This is a genomic window from Otariodibacter oris (assembly GCF_009684715.1).
Taxonomy (GTDB): Bacteria; Pseudomonadota; Gammaproteobacteria; order Enterobacterales; family Pasteurellaceae; genus Otariodibacter; species Otariodibacter oris.
Genome location: NZ_CP016604.1, coordinates 200448 through 220997, shown reverse-complemented (window position 1 = coordinate 220997; position 20550 = coordinate 200448). Strand labels below are relative to the sequence as shown.

21 protein-coding genes are annotated in these 20550 nt (G+C 36.1%); 4 read left to right on the top strand and 17 right to left on the bottom strand.

Features of this window, described 5'->3' with window-relative positions:
* Positions 1-79: 79 nt before the first annotated feature.
* From napA to A6A10_RS01035, 4 genes are all read right to left on the bottom strand, one after another.
* Positions 80-2563 carry a nitrate reductase catalytic subunit NapA gene (gene napA / locus A6A10_RS01050; protein WP_121123180.1) on the bottom strand — a complete coding sequence of 828 codons (2484 nt, stop codon included), beginning with the start codon at positions 2561-2563 and terminating at the stop codon, positions 80-82.
* Positions 2564-2599: 36 nt separating this feature from the next.
* On the bottom strand, positions 2600-2887 hold the full coding sequence (locus A6A10_RS01045; RefSeq protein ID WP_121123179.1) for a chaperone NapD: 288 nt from the start codon (positions 2885-2887) through the stop codon (positions 2600-2602).
* Positions 2888-3315: 428 nt separating this feature from the next.
* A complete protein-coding gene (ykgO, locus tag A6A10_RS01040; RefSeq protein ID WP_121123177.1) occupies positions 3316-3441 on the bottom strand; it encodes a type B 50S ribosomal protein L36 in 126 nt (41 codons plus the stop codon).
* A gap of 18 nt (positions 3442-3459) precedes the next feature.
* Entirely contained in the window at positions 3460-3726 is a 267-nt protein-coding gene (locus tag A6A10_RS01035) for a type B 50S ribosomal protein L31 (RefSeq protein WP_121123174.1), read from the bottom strand.
* A 223-nt stretch (positions 3727-3949) separates the two neighbouring features.
* Between A6A10_RS01035 and rpe the strand changes: the two genes are divergently transcribed.
* Complete coding sequence (gene rpe, locus A6A10_RS01030) at positions 3950-4624, top strand: ribulose-phosphate 3-epimerase (RefSeq protein WP_121123172.1); 675 nt, start codon at positions 3950-3952, stop codon at positions 4622-4624.
* 89 nt (positions 4625-4713) lie between these two features.
* Here rpe and cysE read toward each other — a convergent pair whose 3' ends face one another.
* The 8 genes from cysE to rnr form a co-directional block, all read right to left on the bottom strand.
* Positions 4714-5511: a serine O-acetyltransferase gene (gene cysE / locus A6A10_RS01025; RefSeq protein WP_121123170.1), complete on the bottom strand. Its 798-nt coding sequence runs from the start codon at positions 5509-5511 to the stop codon at positions 4714-4716.
* A gap of 1 nt (position 5512) precedes the next feature.
* Positions 5513-6523, bottom strand: a complete 1011-nt coding sequence (gene gpsA, locus A6A10_RS01020; RefSeq protein WP_121123168.1) for an NAD(P)H-dependent glycerol-3-phosphate dehydrogenase — start codon at positions 6521-6523, stop codon at positions 5513-5515.
* Positions 6524-6590: 67 nt separating this feature from the next.
* Positions 6591-7106, bottom strand: a complete 516-nt coding sequence (secB, locus tag A6A10_RS01015; RefSeq protein WP_121123166.1) for a protein-export chaperone SecB — start codon at positions 7104-7106, stop codon at positions 6591-6593.
* Positions 7107-7123: 17 nt separating this feature from the next.
* Entirely contained in the window at positions 7124-7576 is a 453-nt protein-coding gene (locus A6A10_RS01010) for a rhodanese-like domain-containing protein (protein ID WP_121123164.1), read from the bottom strand.
* A gap of 102 nt (positions 7577-7678) precedes the next feature.
* A complete protein-coding gene (tig, locus tag A6A10_RS01005) occupies positions 7679-8980 on the bottom strand; it encodes a trigger factor (RefSeq protein ID WP_121123162.1) in 1302 nt (433 codons plus the stop codon).
* 170 nt (positions 8981-9150) lie between these two features.
* A complete protein-coding gene (locus A6A10_RS01000; RefSeq protein ID WP_121123160.1) occupies positions 9151-10170 on the bottom strand; it encodes a YeiH family protein in 1020 nt (339 codons plus the stop codon).
* 63 nt (positions 10171-10233) lie between these two features.
* Positions 10234-10812: a porin family protein gene (locus tag A6A10_RS00995; protein WP_121123158.1), complete on the bottom strand. Its 579-nt coding sequence runs from the start codon at positions 10810-10812 to the stop codon at positions 10234-10236.
* Between the two features lie 102 nt (positions 10813-10914).
* Positions 10915-13206, bottom strand: coding sequence for a ribonuclease R (gene rnr, locus A6A10_RS00990; RefSeq protein WP_121123156.1), 2292 nt, complete (start codon positions 13204-13206; stop codon positions 10915-10917).
* 311 nt (positions 13207-13517) lie between these two features.
* On the opposite strand from rnr, the gene metJ reads away from it, so the two are divergent.
* The 3 genes from metJ to panF all read left to right on the top strand — a co-directional run bounded on the left by metJ (position 13518) and on the right by panF (position 15534).
* Entirely contained in the window at positions 13518-13781 is a 264-nt protein-coding gene (metJ, locus tag A6A10_RS00985; RefSeq protein WP_121123154.1) for a met regulon transcriptional regulator MetJ, read from the top strand.
* Positions 13782-13871: 90 nt separating this feature from the next.
* Positions 13872-14105: a YhdT family protein gene (locus A6A10_RS00980; protein WP_121123152.1), complete on the top strand. Its 234-nt coding sequence runs from the start codon at positions 13872-13874 to the stop codon at positions 14103-14105.
* A 1-nt stretch (position 14106) separates the two neighbouring features.
* Positions 14107-15534, top strand: a complete 1428-nt coding sequence (gene panF, locus A6A10_RS00975; RefSeq protein ID WP_121123150.1) for a sodium/pantothenate symporter — start codon at positions 14107-14109, stop codon at positions 15532-15534.
* A 74-nt stretch (positions 15535-15608) separates the two neighbouring features.
* Here panF and A6A10_RS00970 read toward each other — a convergent pair whose 3' ends face one another.
* The 5 genes from A6A10_RS00970 to A6A10_RS00950 form a co-directional block, all read right to left on the bottom strand.
* On the bottom strand, positions 15609-17387 hold the full coding sequence (locus A6A10_RS00970) for a cation:proton antiporter (protein WP_121123148.1): 1779 nt from the start codon (positions 17385-17387) through the stop codon (positions 15609-15611).
* 99 nt (positions 17388-17486) lie between these two features.
* Entirely contained in the window at positions 17487-17879 is a 393-nt protein-coding gene (locus A6A10_RS00965) for a VOC family protein (protein ID WP_211327979.1), read from the bottom strand.
* Positions 17880-17893: 14 nt separating this feature from the next.
* Positions 17894-19024: a glycerate kinase gene (locus A6A10_RS00960; protein ID WP_121123147.1), complete on the bottom strand. Its 1131-nt coding sequence runs from the start codon at positions 19022-19024 to the stop codon at positions 17894-17896.
* A 24-nt stretch (positions 19025-19048) separates the two neighbouring features.
* Positions 19049-19420, bottom strand: coding sequence for a CrcB family protein (locus tag A6A10_RS00955; protein WP_121123145.1), 372 nt, complete (start codon positions 19418-19420; stop codon positions 19049-19051).
* A 1-nt stretch (position 19421) separates the two neighbouring features.
* Positions 19422-20486, bottom strand: a complete 1065-nt coding sequence (locus tag A6A10_RS00950; protein WP_121123143.1) for an MFS transporter — start codon at positions 20484-20486, stop codon at positions 19422-19424.
* Positions 20487-20550: the final 64 nt, after the last annotated feature.

The window sequence follows — 20550 nt, the reverse complement described above, 5'->3', positions numbered from 1 at the left end:
GTTTTCCTTATTTACAAAATTATTCGGGAATCTGACCGCTTATTAACTATGTGGCAAATATATTTGCCACACAAACTGACTAAGCTTTCTCAACCTTAACGGCACATTTTTTGAAATCGGTTTCTTTAGAAATTGGATCTGTTGCGTCTAACGTTAATTTATTAGCTAACTGTCCTGCATCAAAGAACGTGGTAAAGATTAAACCTTCAGGGACTTTATTACGTCCACGAGTATCAATATGAGAAATCATTTCTCCACGACGGCTTGAGACCTTCACTTTATCGCCATGACGCAATCCTCGTTTCTTCGCATCAGTCGGATGCATCCACACCAAGTTATTAGGGAATGAACGGTGCAATTCTGGAACACGGCGAGTCATTGATCCTGTATGCCAATGTTCTAATACACGCCCTGTGGATAGCCATAAATCATATTCTTCATCAGGTGCTTCTGCTGGGGCTTCATAAGGTACAGCAAGAATGATTGCTTTCTTATCTGGATTACCGTAAAAAGCCACCTCTTCACCCTCTTTAACGTAAGGATCATAGCCCTCACGATAACGCCATAAGGTTTCTTTATTTTCAACAACAGGCCAACGCAAACCTCTTGCTTTGTGATATGACTCGAAATCAGCTAAATCATGTCCATGTCCACGTCCAAATGATGCGTATTCCTCAAATAATCCCTTTTGGATATAGAACCCAAAATCTTCGGCTTCATCATTGATATAACCTGCTTTATCTGTTGGCACTTGGAATTGATCCACTTGACCATTACGATATAACACATCATATAAAGTTTTGCCTTTATATTCAGGATTTGCTGCTAATACTTCTTCCGGCCACATTTCATCTGTGGTGAAATATTTAGAAAATTCTACCAACTGCCATAAATCTGATTTTGCTTCACCAGGAGCTTTCACTTGTTGATACCAAAACTGAGTACGACGTTCAGCATTACCATAAGCTCCTTCTTTTTCCACCCACATTGCTGTCGGTAAAATTAAATCAGCAGTTAAAGCTGAGACTGTTGGATACGGATCTGAAACTACAATAAAGTTACGTTCATCTCTCCAACCAGGTAATCGTTCTTCATTGATGTTTGGGCCTGCTTGCATATTGTTATTACACATGATCCAATATGCATTAAGAGTACCATCTTTTAAAGCACGATCTTGTGCAACTGCATGAAGCCCAACTTTAGTTTGAATCACACCACTTGGTAATTTCCATAATTTTTCTGCCGTTTCAACATGTTTTGGATTAGTGACAACTAAATCAGCTGGTAAACGATGAGCAAAAGTCCCAACTTCACGTGCTGTACCACATGCTGATGGTTGGCCGGTCAGAGAGAAAGGACCACAGCCAGGTTGAGAAATTTTGCCTGTTAATAAGTGAATATTGTAGATAAGGTGATTTGCCCACACCCCACGGGTATGTTGGTTGAATCCCATTGTCCAAAATGACACAATCTTAAGATTAGGATCAGCATACATTTTTGCTAATGATTCAAGCTGATCAACTGGTACACCTGATATTTCATGTGTTTTTTCAAGTGTATAAGGGGCCACTAATTTCTTAAATTCTTCAAAATCACTATCATACATTTTGCCAGCACTTTTTGCATTTTGAGCAGCTTGTTCTAGTGGATGACTATCACGCAATCCATAACCGATATCAGTTTCACCGCGTTTAAAATTCGTATGTTTTTGAATAAAGTCATGATCGATTGCATCATGCTGAATAAGATAATTAGCAATATAATTTAAAATCGCAAGGTCAGCTTGTGGCTTAAATAAAATACCTAAATCTGCTAATTCAAATGAACGGTGTTCGTAGGTTGAAAGTACCGCTACTTTTGAATCTTGTTTGGATAAACGACGATCAGAAATGCGTGACCATAGAATAGGATGCATTTCTGCCATATTTGATCCCCAAAGAACAAAAGCATCAGCATTTTCAATATCATCATAACAGCCCATCGGCTCATCAATACCGAAAGTACGTAAAAAGGCTACTGCTGCTGATGCCATACAATGACGAGCATTTGGATCGATATTATTTGAACGTAATCCAGCTTTAAATAATTTAGATTTAGCTATACCCTCAAAGATAGTTGATTGTCCTGAAGTAAACATTCCTACGCCATTAGGTCCTTGTTCTTTAATTGCTTTCTTAAACTTTTCAGCCATAATATTGAAAGCTTTATCCCAAGAAACTGGCGTAAAATCACCATTCTTATCATATTTACCGTCTTTCATTCGCAACATAGGCGCAGTTAAACGGTCTTTACCATACATAATTTTAGGTAGAAAATACCCTTTGATACAGTTTAATCCACGATTTACTTCTGCATCAGGATCCCCCTGTGAAGCAACAATACGTCCATTTTGAGTGCCAACAAGGACACTACATCCTGTTCCACAAAAGCGACACGGTGCCTTGTCCCATTTAATTGTATTCTCATCAGCATAAGCATTTCTGACAGGAATACTCATACCCGCAGCAGCGGCAGCAGCGACGACCGCATTCGCCTTAATGAATTCTCGGCGATTTAGTTTCATAATGTTCCCCACTAATAATAGGTAAATAAAAAATAATTAATGTTTTTCATCTTGATGGCTATAAATTAAAGAAACAACAATCACACCATCAATATCCTTAATACTCTCCATTTGCTCAACCAACTGAGGTTGAAAATCAGACTCTATTACAACAATTAACTTACCTTCTTCTGGTTTTTCCCCGTGAATTTCAGTATTTGGCATAGATAATAATGTAGCCTTGATCGAATCTAATTTTTCTGGCTTAGCCTGTACAACCAAACTACACAAATACCAATTCCCTGCTATTTTCGAGTGGTTAAGTTTGTCTGATACATTTCTCATAAATATAAAATCGTAATCACTTGAATCGAGCAACTTGATAAATAAGCTCCACAGCCATTACAAAGCTCCAAATTTAATAAAGGTTTGGCAACTTCTCCAATTGTTCATTTAAAATGGATAGGTCGTTGCTCACAACTATCCTCACAAAATACACACTCTTTTTTCCTTGTATTCTTACATCTTCTGTTTTTAGTGAGTATTAAAAAATACCCACATAAAAAATTTGGTCGTAGAATAGAATGTTCAAATTTATTGATCACAATAATTTAGGAAAATATGTGGTTAATTTGTATCCATTGTAACAATCCAATGGCAAGATAGATATGAAATACAAGGGGTTTAATTAGGCATTATTTGATAGGTATCAATAAATAAGCGGTTAGATTTAAACCTAACCGCTTATTTTTCTAAAAATTTTAATTTAGAAATTAACGTTGACGCGCTTTAAAACGAGGATTTGATTTACAAATTACGTATAATTTACCTTTACGACGTACAATTTTGCAATCAGGGTGACGAGTTTTAGCTGTTTTTAACGAATTTAAAATTTTCATTTGTTCCTCTACTTACTATTATTTTTTAGCTTTGATAGCCATGCCTTTAAAGCGTTCATTAAATTTACTTGCACGACCTTCATTATTCGTTTCACGACGTTTACCAGTGTAAACAGGGTGTGAAGCTGATGATGTATCTAATGGAAATAATGGGTATTCTTTACCATCTTCCCATACCATTGTTTTTGTCGTTTTTGCACAAGAACGAATAACCCAACCTTGTTGCACACTGCTGTCATAGAATAAAATTTCACGATAATTCTCAGGGTGAATTCCCTTTTTCATAAGTCCTCCGACTAAATAAATTCTGTAGCTAATAACCATAAATTAAAAGTGGACGTTATTTTGCCTGATAATTGATTTTATTTCTATCATTTTTTTATAACCTATGTCTTATTTTTAATCAAAAAACATCTGTAATAGAAAAAATGAATCATTTTAATCGATATTGTTACGGAAAAAATGTGGTAATCTTACGCAATCAGATATCTAACGATGAGAAAAAACTATGACTCAACAACCTTTTTTAATCGCACCTTCTATTCTTTCTGCAGATCTTGCAAGACTTGGTGATGATGTAAAGCAAGTTATTTCAGATGGGGCTGATGTCATCCATTTTGATGTAATGGATAACCATTATGTGCCTAATTTAACGTTTGGTCCTGCTGTTTGCCAATCATTACGAAACTACGGAATTACTGCTCCTATTGATGTGCATTTGATGGTTAAACCTGTTGATCGCATTATTCCTGATTTTGCTAAAGCTGGCGCCAGTGTCATTACTTTTCACCCAGAAGCAACTGAGCATATTGATCGTTCATTACAACTTATCCGTGAACATGGATGTAAATGTGGATTAGTGTTTAATCCAGCTACGCCATTAAGTTATCTTGACTATGTGATGGATAAAATCGATGTCATTTTACTGATGTCAGTAAATCCAGGTTTTGGTGGACAATCCTTCTTACCTTCGACTTTAACCAAGTTACAAGAGGCAAGACGCCGTATTGATGAAAGTGGATACAATATTCGTTTAGAAGTTGATGGTGGAGTTAAGATTAACAATATCGCGGAAATAGCTAAAGCGGGAGCCGATATGTTTGTTGCGGGATCTGCTATTTTTGATCAGCCTGACTATAAACTGGTAATTGATCAAATGCGTGCTGAACTTGCTTCTGTATAAGAATCAGGCTTTTACAAGCGGTTAGATCGACCTACTTTTTTTAAAAAATCCCCTAAGTTAGAAAGTTAACATCAGGGGATCTTTTATTGCTATATATTTATATGCTCAAAATATTGATTCATTTCAAAAGCTGGTTTTTGATCTTCTGATTTTCCAATAATTTTTGCAGGCACTCCTGCTGCAGTTGCATATTCAGGAATAGGATGTAATACAACGGAGTTGGCTCCAATTTTTGAATAACGTCCAATTTCAATATTACCTAAAATTTTCGCCCCGGATCCTATCATCACGCCTTCTCGAATTTTAGGATGACGATCACCATTCTCTTTCCCTGTGCCACCTAATGTAACGCCTTGAAGAATTGATACATCATTTTCAATAACCGAAGTTTCTCCAACAACAATACCTGTTGCATGATCAAGCATGATGCCACAACCAATTTTAGCAGCAGGATGAATATCCACATCAAAAGCAACTGAAATTTCATTTTGTAAATAAACAGCAAGTGCTTTTCTATTCTGATTCCATAAATAGTGTGTAACTCTATAGCTTTGTAAAGCATGAAAACCTTTTAAATACAGTAATGGAGTGCTCCATTTATCTACCGCAGGATCTCGAGTGCGAACAGCTTCAATATCACAAGCAGCACTATATATAATTTGTTCATCTGCATTGTAAGCTTCTTCTATAATTTCTTTTAAAGCAATCGCTGGCATAATTGGGTTAGATAATTTATTTGCTAGAATATAACTTAATGCTTCACCTAAATTATGATGTTTTAAAATTGTCGCATGGAAAAAACTCGCAAGCATTGGTTCACTTTCTACTAATAATTCAGCTTCCTTACGAATTGATGTCCAAATTTTTAAGAGCCTTTTTTCGCTCACTCTATTCTCCTTTCCGCTCACGACCGAGTAAATCTTTAACGACGTCACTTGCCTGCTTTCCACAAAATAACATTTTGTGGATCTGTTCGACAATTGGCATTTCTACCCCTTGCTTTTGAGCAAGCAAATAAGCTTCTTTGGTATTATAAAAACCTTCAACCACCTGTCCTATTTCTTCCATAGCATATTGAGTTGTTTTACCTTCCCCCAGCATTAAACCAAATCTACGATTACGAGATTGGTTATCTGTACAAGTTAAAACAAGATCACCAAGTCCTGCCATTCCCATAAATGTTGTTGGATTTGCACCCATTGCAACACCTAAACGACTAATTTCAGCTAAGCCTCGGGTAATCAATGCAGTTCTAGCATTAGCTCCAAATCCCATCCCATCAGAAATTCCTGCACCTATAGCAATCACATTCTTGATAGCTCCGCCTAACTGCACACCGATCATATCTGAATTTAAATACACACGGAAAGCTTTATCACAATGGATTCTTTGTTGCATCTCATCTGCAAATTGAGGATTATCAGAAGCAAGTGAAATCGCTGTTGGCATACCTTTAGCTAACTCTTTAGCAAAGGTTGGTCCTGAAAGTACAGCAAGCGGATGGTTATTACCTAAAATTTGCAAAGCAACTTCCTGAAGTAAACGCCCAGTATCTCTTTCTAGGCCTTTCGTTGCCCACATAATGCGATGTTCTGAAGTTAGATAAGGTTTAATATTATATAGAACCTCTGTAAAAACATGACTGGGTACCGCAATCAAAAGATCCTTTGCACAAGTTATTATTTCTTTTAAGTCATGCTTAATTTCTAAGGCTTCAGGGAATTGGATATCAGGAAGAAATTCTTGATTCTTTCTTTGCTCTTTTAGGATAGTCATTTTATGAGGATTATGTCCCCATAGGTAGGTTTTGTATCCATTGCGAGAAAGTGCAATTGCTAAAGACGTTCCGTAAGAACCGGCACCCAGAATTGAAATTGGTGCGGTATAAATGCTATTCATTTCTAGTCCTTATCCAAAACTAAAAAAATAGGTATGCAACTGCATACCTATTTCATATTGAAATAAATTAGTTTGCGAGAGGTGCTGGAGATTGTTCTTTCTCAGCTTCTGCTTTTTGTTGACGTTCTAAATAGTCAAAGAACAATGCATCAAAATTAACTGGAGAAAGGTTTAACGCTGGGAATGTTCCTCGATTCACTAAACTTGAAATTAACTCTCTAGCATAAGGGAATAATACCTCTGGGCATTTTGATGCCAAACAGTGAGCTAATTGCATATTATCTAAACCTTTGATAGTAAATACACCTGCTTGTTTGATTTCACAAATGAAAGCAACATCTTTGCTATCTTCCATTGTTGTTTCAACATTGATATGTAAAACAACTTCATATGTATCATCATTAACTTGTACAGTTTGAGTATCTAATTCAAAACCCAACTGAGGTTTCCACTCTTGAGTAAAAATAGTTGGTAAATTTGGTGCTTCGAATGAAATATCTTTAACATAGATACGTTGAATTTGCATTTCAAAAGGAACTTGTTCCTCTGCAGGTACTTCAACTTTGTTTTCTTCTTCAGCCATAATAAATCCTTAATAAATTATTTGTGTTTTTTAACTAATGGCAGATTTGCAGTACGCCAGCCTGCAATACCTTCTTTTAAGGCGTAAACTTTATTAAAACCTTGTTTAGCCAATACACTTGCGATAGATTGGGCAGTCATACCATTTCCATCGACAACAACAAGTGGTGTTTCTTTATATTTATCAATAGTGTGGGTTTTATTTTGTTTAATATCGCTTGGAAATAAATGCACACTTTCGATAATATGACCTGATCTGAATTCATCTTCAGAACGTACATCTAAGACAACAGCGTCTTCTTTATTGATAAGCTGAGTAATTTGAGCGTTATCAACGACTTTAATTTTACTCGTTGCACTTTTATAAAAATTAAAAATCACTGCAACAAATAAAGCAACCCATGCAACAACCATAACAACATGATTAGTAGCAAACTGTTGCACTTGTTGAACAAACGTTAGCTCTTCCATAATATAATTCCAGTAAAGATAAAAAACAAAAGAGGTAGAAAAATTACTACCTTACGTTGAAATATAGGGTAAGTGAAACTTACCCTACTTCTTTACTCTAAATTAACCTTGTTGTTGAGCAACCATAATTTCATCAAAAGATGAAGCTTTTTCTGTTACTTTAGCTTTCGCCAATACAGCATCAACAGCTTGTTCTTCTAATACAACATTACGAACATTATCTGTTAATTTAGGGTTTTTCGCATAGTATGCAACCACTTCTTCAGGTTGTTCATACGCTGAAGCTAATTCTGCGATAGTCTCTTTTACTCGATCTTCATCAACTTTAAGCTCATTAGATGAAATAACTGTTGAAAGTAATAAGCCAACTTGAACACGGCGTTTTGCTTCACCCTCAAATAACTCTGCGGGTAATTGTGCAGCCATTTCAGGTTTACCACCGAAACGTTGAATTGCTTGTTGACGAAGAACTTCAACTTCTTCAGTAACCGCAGAGGCAGGCACTTCAATATCATTCTCTTTAATTAATCCATTGATTACTTGGTTTTTAATACGTGCTGTTACCGCATTTTTTAATTCACGTTGCATATTTTTCTTAATTTCAGCACGTAATGTTGCAACATCTTTACCTGCACCAAATTTTTTAACAAAATCTTCTGTTAATTCTGGTAATACCATGTTTTCAACTTTTTTCAATGTAATTGCAAATTTAGCCGCTTTGCCTTTTAAGCTTTCTGATTGGTAATCTTCAGGGAAGGTAACATCAACATCAAATTGTTCACCTGCTTTATGACCAACAATACCATCTTCAAAACCAGGGATCATACGGCCTTGACCCATTAATAATACGAAGTCTGATGCTTTACCACCTTCAAACTCTTCACCATCTACTGTACCAACAAAATCAATAGTTACACGATCATCCGCTTTTGCTGCTTCTTGTGATTCAGACCATGTTGCTTGTTGTTTACGTAATACATCAACCATTTTGTCTAAATCCGCTTCTGTAATCTCAACAACTGGTTTTTCCACTTCAATATTTTCTAACCCTTTTAATTCTACTTCTGGGAATACTTCAAATACTGCGGTAAATTTAAAATCTTGACCAGGTTGGTAATTTTCTGGTGTAAATGTAGGACGACCTGCAATGTTTAACTTCTCACTAATAACAACATCAAAGAAACCACGTTGCATTTCTTCTGAAAGTGCATCTTGACGAGCTGATAAACCAAAACGTTGTTCAATAATGCTATGAGGCACTTTACCTTTACGGAAACCGTCGATACGTGCATTTTTAGCATAACCTTTTAATTGTTCACGGTATGTACCCTCAACTTTATCAGCAGATACAGTAATTGTTGCGCGGCGTTCTAAGCCTTGAGTTGTTTCAATAGAAAAAGACATTCTTAAACCTCAAATAAATTTAAAAGAATTCGGTATATAATATACAGATAAAAACATAGGACGAAATTGTAACGTTCTATCAATAAGATGTCGAGAGATAAGCATAATATTAAGAACGATTTATTGTTGAATTTATAACGAGCGGTAACTTTATACTTTCTTTTTGCAAATTAACCAACAATATGTTGTAAACCAAAATTTACAAAAAAGCCTCCAACAATAAGCCAAATGCAAATAATTCCTCCCAATAAAAATGGTCTAAATCCTGCATGTCTGATCGCACTGAAGCGAGTAGTTAATCCCAATGCAGCCATTGCCATCATTAAAAATATAGTATCAACATCTACTAAAAATGAGACAACTGATTGTGGCAAAAAAGAGAAAGAATTAAAAATAGCAACCACAATAAACCAAACAGCAAACCATGGAATATTAATTTTTTGTTTTTGATGAGTACTTTGACTCTCAGTTTTTTGTAATGAATAAGACAATAAAATGAGGAAAGGAGCAAGCATCATTACACGAATCATCTTAGTAATCACAGAGGTATCAGCAACAGTAGCATTAATATTACTTCCCGCCGCATAAACTTGAGCTACTTCATGAACAGAGGAACCAATATAAATACCAAATTGATGATCAGAAAGGTAATGATTAAGCACTGGATACATAATTGGATATAAGAACATACAAACCGTACCAAATATCACAATAAGAGCAATGGCAACAGAAACTTTGTGAGATTCCGATTTTAAGACCGGAGAAGTTGCCATAATAGCCGCTGCACCACAAATACTACATCCTGCGGCGGTAAGTTGCACAATTTGCTTATCAATTTTCAACCAACGAACACCTACCCAACAGGTAATAAAGAAAGTTGCAGTTAGCATAATAGCATCAACGATAATCGCATTTACACCAACAGAATTAATATCTTGTAAAGTGATTCGAAAACCGTATAACACGATACCGGAACGGAGTAAAAAACCTTTAGAAAGGTTAATTCCTTGAATAGTTTGGGCTTCTATCTTAGGGTAAATGGTATTCCCTAATAACATTCCAAATAAAATAGCAATGGTTAATGCACTTAGATTTAAATTTATCGCAATTGAGCTGTTTGAGGCAACAAAAGAAATAGCAGTTATTAAACCTACTATAATTAACCCAAATATAGTATTTTTAGTCAACATAAAGACCTCAAAAAAAAGGTATAACAGGAGTGCCTATTATACCTTTTTTTGAACAAACTTTAACTAAAAACGATATGTTGCATTTGCTCCGAAAGTGTTCGCATTAACACGATCACCATCAAATTTAGTACGGCTTCTTAAGTATTCTGCTCCCACTTCAAAATTTGAAGAAACAGCATATTTCACACCTATACCTAGTCCCAATCCATTGCCAGTATCTTCTTTATGAGACGAATACGTCCTATCTCTAACGACTTCTTTCACATCGCTTTCTAATTTTGCTACATTATAACTCACTTTCACATATGGAAGTAAATCAGGCAATACACGATAACCTTGTAGATAACTGAGGTTTGCTCTCCATTTCTCATCAAGACGAGCGTAGTTATCACCATTTCTTCTGTCTAATAACTTAGATTTATTAAATTTAATTTTCCCTTCTGCTAATCCAATAAAATTGTTGCCAAAATCAAAGCCATAATCTGCAACAATACCGACTCCCGTCGCTCTTTTAGCATCTTCGTATTTTGTTGTCGTTAAATCCAAACCAACACCAAAGCCTGTAAAAGTTGTGCCAACTGGTGCTGCAAATACAGATGTAGAAACTAAACCCGCAAGTAGTGTTAAACCTAATTTTTTCATTGTAAATCTCCTAAGTGGACAAAATTCAAATGAAGTCTACCCATAAGATTTAACTAATACAAGTCGGATCTTCACAAGATTGAATAATATTTTATAAACCAACTATTTTTTCCTTTTTTTAGCGATTTTCTTAACATTTTCTTTCTTTGCTTCTTTAAATACAGGTTTTGATTTTTTCCTGTTTTTCTTAGCGGTTTTTCCAGCTGATTTAGGCTTACGCAAATTGGTAATCAAATCAAAATCAATTTTTTTATCATCTAGATTAACACTCATGACCTGTACCTTAACAGGATCACCAAGGCGATAAATATTGCCATTTTTTCCAACTAAGCGTTGGCGATCACTATCAAAGTGATAATAACCATTATCCAAGTGAGAAATATGTACTAAACCATCAATCAACAAATCATTTAATTTTACGAATAATCCAAAGCCGGTGACGCTTGAAATCACACCATCAAAAACTTCGCCGATATGATCTTGCATATATTCACATTTCAACCAATCCGCTACATCTCTTGTCGCATCATCTGCTCTGCGTTCCGTTGCTGAACATTTTTCGCCAAACTGATCCATATCATCAAGTTTATAGTGATAACCACCACCGTCCGTATACTGACGAGTATTGCCTTTTCCTTTTTCAATTAAATACTTAATCGCTCGATGAACTAATAAATCAGGATAACGACGAATTGGCGAGGTAAAATGAGCATACTCCGTTAAGGCTAAGCCAAAATGCCCTTCATTATCGGGCGAGTAAATCGCTTGTTTTAATGATCGCAATAACATAGTTTGAATCAAGGTTTTATCGGGACGTTCTCTAACAATATCCAATAATTTGGCATAATCTTTTGGCGTTGGTTTTAATCCACCGTCTAAAAACAGTCCACATTCCTTCAAAAAGGTTTTGAAACTTGTTAATTTTTCTTCACTCGGTTGTGCGTGAACACGATATAACGAAGGTTCATTAGCCTTTTCGATAAATCGAGCCGAGGCAATATTGGCTAAAATCATACATTCTTCAATGATTTTATGTGCATCATTACGAATCACAGGCTCAATTCTTTCAATTCTACCTTGAGGATTGAAAATAAATTGATTCTCTATGGTTTCAAATTCAATCGCACCACGTTGCTGGCGAGCTTTAACTAATACTTTATACATATTATGTAGCTCATTTAAATGCGGAACTAATGGTTCATAACGTTCTTGTAATTCTTCATTACCTTCAAGAATTTGCCATACTTTTGTATAAGTTAAACGAGCGTGAGAATTCATCACGGCTTCGTAAAATTCGTACTCCTCCAACTGTCCTTTCGCCGATATACGCATTTCTGCCACAAGGCACAATCTATCAACCTGAGGATTGAGTGAACAAAGCCCATTTGAAAGTACTTCTGGCAACATTGGCACAACACGATTTGGGAAGTAAACAGAATTACCACGCTGTTGAGCTTCTAAATCAAGGGCAGTCTTTGGTCGCACGTAGTAACTTACGTCAGCAATCGCTACCCATAAACGCCAGCCATTTTCCTCTTTCTGACAGAATACGGCATCATCAAAATCTCTCGCACTTTCGCCATCAATGGTGACAAGCGGTAAGTTCCGCAGATCAATTCGCCCTTTTTTTGCTTCTTCTGGTACTTCTTCATTAAATTGGCGAATCTGTTTTTCTACACCTTCACTCCAAACGTGAGGAATATCGTGGTTTCTTAATGCAATTTCAATTTCCATCCCTGGTGCTAAATTATCCCCAAGAATTTCGGTAATAAATCCAACAGGACGCTTAAAATCAGCCTTACGAGGTTGTAATTCAACCACGACAACTTGCCCCATTCTCGCACCGAGGCGATGCTCTTCTGGAATTAAAATATCTTGCTGTAAACGGCTATCATCGGGTACGACATAATTAATCCCTGATTCTGTAAAAAAGCGTCCGACAACTTGTTTTTTACGCGCTTCAAGTACTCGCACAATACGCACTTCTTTACGTCCTCGGCGGTCTTTTCCGTTTGGTTGAGCTAAAACAAAATCGCCGTGCATAACACGCAACATTTGTCCATTCGGGATAAACCAATCGTCATCGCCCTCAACTTGTAGAAAGCCATAACCATCACGATGACCAATTACGCTCCCTTTCAATAAATCCATTTTTTCAGGTAACGCATAGCGACGACGTTTGGTAAACACCAACTGTCCATCATTTTCCATTGCACGTAAACGACGACGAATTGCCTCTTTACGCTCATCATCTTCAATCTGAAACTGAGCAAGCAATTCTTCTTTACTCATTGGCGCATCATATTCACGGATGGTTTGTAAAATAAAATCTCGACTTGGAACTGGATTTTCGTATTTTTCTTTTTCTTGTTGATAATTTGGATCTTGTATCATAGTGCTTCTTATTTGGAATAATATAAATATTATAATCTTGTAGTTAAAATAAAGTTAGATAGGGTATAACGGATGGGTACGTGACAGATAAACTAACATTGCTATTGTGTAGAACATTACATTTAAAATAAACCAATGCTCATAATTATTGCAACATAATAGCACACTTTTCCTTATTCCTAGAAATTTGCAAAATTTATTTAAAAAATGACCGCTTACCCATAAAGAAATCTGGACGTCTAGATTGCGATTTTTATCAATTTTAATTAGAATACACAGGAATTTCATTTTTTATGATGAGGAAACGATTAATGGTAGATTGGAGTGGTGAATATATTAGTCCCTATGCAGAGCATGGGAAGAAAAGCGAACAAGTCAAAAAAATTACAGTTTCTATCCCAATTAAAGTATTAGAAATTTTGACCAATGAACGCACTCGTCGTCAAATTCATAACCTTCGTCATGCAACAAACAGTGAATTATTGTGTGAGGCATTTTTACATGCATTTACTGGGCAACCTTTGCCAACCGACGAAGAGTTGATGAAATCAAGACCCGAAGAAGATGCTGAATAATCTTCAGCAAATAATTAGATTCATATATAGCAATAATAGCAAGTCTGTTTTAACCTCATTTTTATGAGGTTATTTTTTTAAGGAGAAAAAGTGAAACATCACCAACAAATTAAACGAGAAGTGCGTTGGGCTTTGTGGCTGACATTCATATACCTTATTGGCTGGGTTGGGTTTGCTTACTTTTTACCCTCTGAACGAGGATTACTGGGATTTCCTATTTGGTTTGAATTTAGTTGTATCTATTTATCTATCCTGTTTGTATTACTCACCATAGTTGTTATTAAAAATGTTTATAAAAATATTGATTTAGAGGACAAAGAATAAAATGAATATCTCAATCCTACTTCCTCTGATTGCCTATTTGTGTTTTGTTTTCGGTGTCGCTTTCTATGCTTATCGTAAACGACAACAAGGTAATTTTTTATCTGAGTATTATGTGGGTGGACGCTCTATGTCGGGATTTGTCCTCGCAATGACAATATCTGCCACTTACGTCGGAGCAAGTAGCTTTATTGGTGGGCCAGGAGCTGCTTACAAATATGGTTTGGGTTGGGTACTACTCGCTATGATACAGGTTCCTGCAGTAGTTCTATCCCTTGGTATTCTAGGTAAAAAATTTGCGATCATTGCCCGCAAAACAAACAGTATCACAATCAATGATATGCTATTTGCTCGTTATAAAAGCCCTGTGGTTGTCTGGCTATCGAGTTTAGCACTTTTGCTTTCGTTCTTTGCCATGATCGTTGTGCAATTTATTGGGGCGGGCAGATTACTTGAAACTACTCTCGGTATCTCTTATACCAGTGCTATTCTAATTTTTGCAGTAACTGTCGGAATTTACACCTTTATCGGTGGATTTAGAGCCGTTGTGTTAACTGACACCATACAAGGTTTAGTCATGCTAGTGGGTACGATATTACTACTGGGGGGGGTGATTTATGCAGCGGGTGGTGTTGAGAATGCAATTAATCAATTACAAAGCATCAATCCCCAACTTATTGAACCTTATGGTATAGATGAAAGACCATTAGACCTAACTTTTATGGCTTCATTTTGGGTGCTTGTCTGTTTTGGACTGATTGGGCTTCCTTCTTTAGCTGTGAGAAGTATGGCATATAAAGATAGTAAATCGTTACATAATGGGATGATTATAGGCACTATCGTAGTTGCAATCCTTATGCTTGGAATGCATCTTTCTGGTGCATTAGGCAGAGCCGTTGTGCCTGACTTAAAAGTTGTGGATCAAGTTATTCCAACCTTAATGTTAGAAGTTCTACCAACTGTGGTTGCGGGTATTTTCCTTGCTGCGCCAATGGCAGCAATTATGTCTTCCATTGATTCAATGCTAATTCAATCCTCTTCAACAATGATTAAGGATCTATACTTAGCTATCCGTCCTCAAGCGGCAAAAAATGAATCACGGATTAAATTCTTTTCAACACTAACTACTCTTTTACTCACGCTCTTTGCCCTTATTCTCGCATTCAATCCACCTGATATGTTGATTTGGTTAAATCTCTTATCACTTGGTGGACTAGAATCAACGTTCTTATGGGTTATCGTATTAGGCTTATATTGGGACAAAGCAAATGCAACAGGGGCGATTTGCTCAATGATTGCAGGGCTAGTGAGTTATGTTTTGATGGCAAGTTTTGGTATCAAATTCTTTAGTTTCCACACCATTGTGCCAGCATTACTTATTGGATTAGTTGGTTTCTTAATTGGAAATTTGTTTGGTAAGAAAAAAGATTAAGCAATATAAAAAATAGAGGCAACATAGTCAAAACTGTGTTGCCTCTATTTATTTTTTAAATTTATCTTGCTCTATTATTTATCGATATCCATCTTTTCTTCAGGTACAAGTGACACTAAACGACAATTCTTTGGCGTATGCTCAGAATCAATAATAGAAATAATATTATTTTCATCTACAGTATAAAGTGGTAAAAATTGCTTATTGTCCTCTTGGTACTTTTCAAATGTATAGTTATCTGTCAAGTTAGTTACTTTTATCCGAGCATTTTTAGAGATTAAACTCGCCAATTTTGCGTAAGTAACACCGTCACCAAATAACAAGTTTGAACGATAAGTGTGTTTATTGTTACGTTCAGTTTGATTATTATCCTCACTAAAACGTATCCGATAGATATTATTTTCATTAAATTCATGACGATAGTGAATTTCTGATAGCGTATTGAGTTCCTTATCTGTGCTAATTGCGAATAAATACCCAATACCAATTAAATCTAAGTAATTATCTGCATGTGTTGAAATTGGACTACCATAATAAGTACGTAAACCTAGCATCCTTGCTTTTGAAATTTCACTATAATTAGTGTTTGCCACAATAACATCAATATTTAGATCTTTTAATGATTTTGCGATAGTTAAAGCAACAGGGCTACTTCCAACAATAAGCACTCCATTATCAGCCACTTTACGCACGCCAAGCAATCCAGCCATAGCTTTAGAGCCTAGACCTTGAATCAGTACTGTTCCAATAATAATCAAGAAAACAAGAGGAATAAGTAGTTCACTCCCTTTTATATCATAGTCTTGCAATTGGATTGCAAATAATGAAGAAATAGCTGCTGCAACAATACCTCTAGGGCCAATCCAGCTTATCATCGCTTTTTCATTACAGGTTAAATTAGAACCAATAGATGATACCCAGACGGCAAATGGACGAACGATGAACATTGCAATAAAGAGTAACGCAATGCCAGAGAATCCAACACTCAATAAACTATTGAGATCCATTCGGGCAGCAAGCACGATAAATAATACTGAAATCAATAAAACTGTGAGTGATTCTTTAAACTCTAAAATGTGATCTTTAGGAAAGGCTTTCCAGTTTGCTAACGCTACACCGAGTACAGTTACCGTTAAAAGACCAGATTCATGGGCAAAGTGGTTGGAAATAGAAAATAAAAGCAACACATAGGCTAATACAAACACATTGCGTAAAAAGTCAGGGATAAAATGACGTTTAATCAAATTAGCAAGCACCCAAGCACCAGCCATACCTAATACGCCTGCAATCGCAATAATTTTTGCGAAGGTACCGATTTCACTCGCTTCACCGCCAGAAATAATATATTCATAAACTAAAACGACGGCAATTGCACCCATTGGGTCAATAATAATCCCTTCCCATTTTAGAATATTAGAAATATTATCATTAGGACGTACGCTACGCAGTAATGGCACAATCACCGTTGGCCCAGTTACACAAACCAGTGAACCGAATAGTAAAGCTATACGCCAATCCACATCGAAAAGGAAATAAGTAGCGATAGAAATCAAGACAATGGTAATCGCCATTCCCACAGAAACAAGTAACTGAACGACTCGCCCATGTTGTTTGATTTCATCAAACTCTAGGGTTAAAGCCCCTTCAAAAAGGATAATCGCTACCCCCAATGAAATAAACGGGAACAATAAATCCCCTAAGATTGCATCAGGATCAAGCCAGTTGAAAACTGGTCCGATTAAAATCCCAATTAATAACAAAAATAAAATAGAGGGTTGTTTTAAGTACCAAGCAAGCCATTGAGCTGCAATACCTAATCCCACAACCGCAGATAACATTAACGCGGTATCCATAAACATACTCCTATAAAATGCATATTGAGGAAATATAAAATAACGGCGAATACTATCACTCAATGTCCAAAGTACAAACAAAATTTATAGGTAAGTTCCTTATACGGTAATTTCCAGCAGATTGCCATCAGGATCAGCTACGACACTTTCATAATAACCATCGCCTGTTGTACGTGGACCATTCAAGCAAGGGTAACCATCGGCTTGCAAGCGTTGAGTCAATGCATCAACCTCTTGTTTACTGCCGACACTAAAAGCAAGATGGATATAGCCTTCATTCATCCCCCTATCTGCACGAGGCGTTAATTCTAGACGTGTCATTAATTCCAAACGGACGTCATGATCAGGAAAAGAAAGAAAATAGGATTGCAAACCAGTACGCGGATTATGATAGCGTTGATTAGCACTCGCACCGAAATAGCGTTCATAAAACGTTCGACTTTGTTCAAGATCGCGAACATACATTGCAATGTGGTTGATTTTTATCATCATAACTCCATAAAAATTTATCTCATTTGATACAATTTTACCACATTTTGAGCAGTTGAAATTAGATTGACTTCAGCTTGATTCAAGGTCTGCTCCAACGTTCCTACTTGACGAATAATAGGGAACACGGCATCAATACCATACTTATAAACGACCTCATAATCATCTCTTAGCGACCCCACAATAGCGATTGTGGGTTTGTTGTATCGTTTCGCAATTTTCGCTATACCAATTGGGGTTTTACCATGAATACTTTGTGCATCCATTCTTCCCTCTCCTGTGATCACTAGATCCGTATTTGCAATTTTTTCTGCTAAACTGACCGCTTCAATCACAATATCGACACCTGCTTTTAGTTCGACGTGAGGTAGTAATTGCAACCCACCCCCCATTCCGCCAGCGGCACCTGCTCCAGCTTTATCTCGGATATTGACCGATAACTCTTTTTCCACGATCTTAGAAAAATGTAAGAGCGCATTATCTAAAATAGTGACCATTTCTGCTGTCGCCCCTTTTTGTGGACCAAAAACAGCAGAGGCTCCATATTCACCACACAACGGATTATCGACATCACAAGCCACTTCAATTTTGATAGATTGAAGCCGTGAATCTAAATGAGATAGATCAACATGAGCAATGTTAGCTAATTGTTCTCCGCCCCAAGCAATCTCCTTTCCTTCAATATCTAGAAATTTAGCACCAAGAGCTTGCAACATTCCAACACCACCATCATTTGTTGCACTCCCGCCAATCCCTAGCAAGATTTTCTCTACACCTAAATCAAGAGCATATCGAATCAATTCTCCTGTGCCATAACTTGTTGTTTTCAAGGGATTACGTTGTTGAATTGGTACAAGATGCAATCCTGATGCCGCTGCCATTTCAATAATGGCAACTTTTCTATCACCTGACACACCCAAAAATCCAGTAATTTCCTGACCTAAAGGATCGGTAACATTTACCGGTAATAACTGACCTGATAAGGCATCAACTAAAGACTGTACTGTTCCCTCTCCGCCATCAGCCATAGGAACTTTAATACATTCAGCATTGGGTATCACTTTTTTGATGCCTTTCTCAATAGCATTAGCAACTTCAAGAGCAGTCAAACTTTCTTTAAAAGAATCTGGGGCAATAATTATTTTCAATTTAAATGTTCCTTGATATAGAATTTATACTCTTCCAGCCATAAAAAAACGTACACAAAACATACCTATAATTGTTGCAGTAATGCCACCTAAAGTATGTAGGCTAAATACACTTAGGGCATTAAGCCATTTTTCTTGTAAGAGTTTTTCACTGACTTCTGCAGAGAAAGAGGAAAAGGTAGTAAAACTACCTAAAAATCCTGTGATAAAAAGCAATTTTTGGCTTTCCTGTAAATTTAAACCGAGAGCAATCCCGATCAAAAAACACCCCAGCATATTTGCAAAAAATGTACCGAATCCGACCGCTTGTAACAAAGGATTAAGCCATACACCCAATTGCCAACGAGAAACTGCGCCAAGTACAGCACCAAGAGAAACTAATAATAAATTTGTCATATTAAATTAAAAATAAATGTGGAATAAGATTCATCACTAACATCGTTAAAACCGATTGTAACAAACGTGATGAGCCGAAAATAAATCCTCGATTTTTACCATTATCAAATTTTACTAATAAATTTGCCATTGCAGTCAATGAATAAACCTCGATTAATGTAAAAATCACCAAATAAAGATAAGCAGAAAAAAGTGAAACATAGTGTAACGTAGTAAACCAAGGTACGATAATACTGATAGCTAAGACAGGACTAATCTTCATTAACTGTTTAGCAGTTAAATTAATATGTTTTGAAAATGATGATTGTAAGATTACTGTCATTAACCCATTGATAAACAATGCTATTGGAATTTGTTCCGGTGCATTAAGTTTATTATCAAACAGATAAGGGAATATCACAAAAAATGAAGATGCAATACTTAATGGAATAAATAACATCAAATGCACAAAGACAAATTCTTTTGTGATTATTTCTTGAACCTGTTTCCAACGAAATTTAACTAAATTATTCACATTCTCCATTTGATAAAATGGTTTCGCCATAAATGCAAAAAGTGTTGCCTCTACGCAAAAACATAACCATATTAATGTGGAAATCTGTTCAAAATAAATAAAAGGCAGTGTCAGTAATGGTGCAACCATTGTGGACAAACTTGTTACTTTTAAAAACTTACCTTGTAATCGAGTTTTAGCGCTATATTCCCCGTCCGCTAAAGTAAGTAAAAAAGCCCTCGCATTGGTTGAAAATAAACAACTTCCTAAACCAAAACTCACCGTCGCAAACAGTAAAATACTATAACGATCAGCGGATAAAAAGAAAATATAGGCAATAACATCTAATAAGCACCCCAAAAGCATGATTTTAGCTAAACCATAACGGTCACCTAAAATTCCTCCCAAAATCGCAAGTGCTTGGTTACAAAAAAATAGTAACGATAAAGAAAATGTAATTTGCGTATTTGATAGTCCTTTTTGTTGTAAATAAACAAAAAAGACACTCTGTACTGAAAAAAAAGCTAAGGCAGAAATAAACCTCCGCCATAATAGTAAGTTTTCTAAGGACATAGATAAATATTAAGAAGAATGATCAATCAAATATAGCAAGATTCAATGAGTAAAAAATTTATGA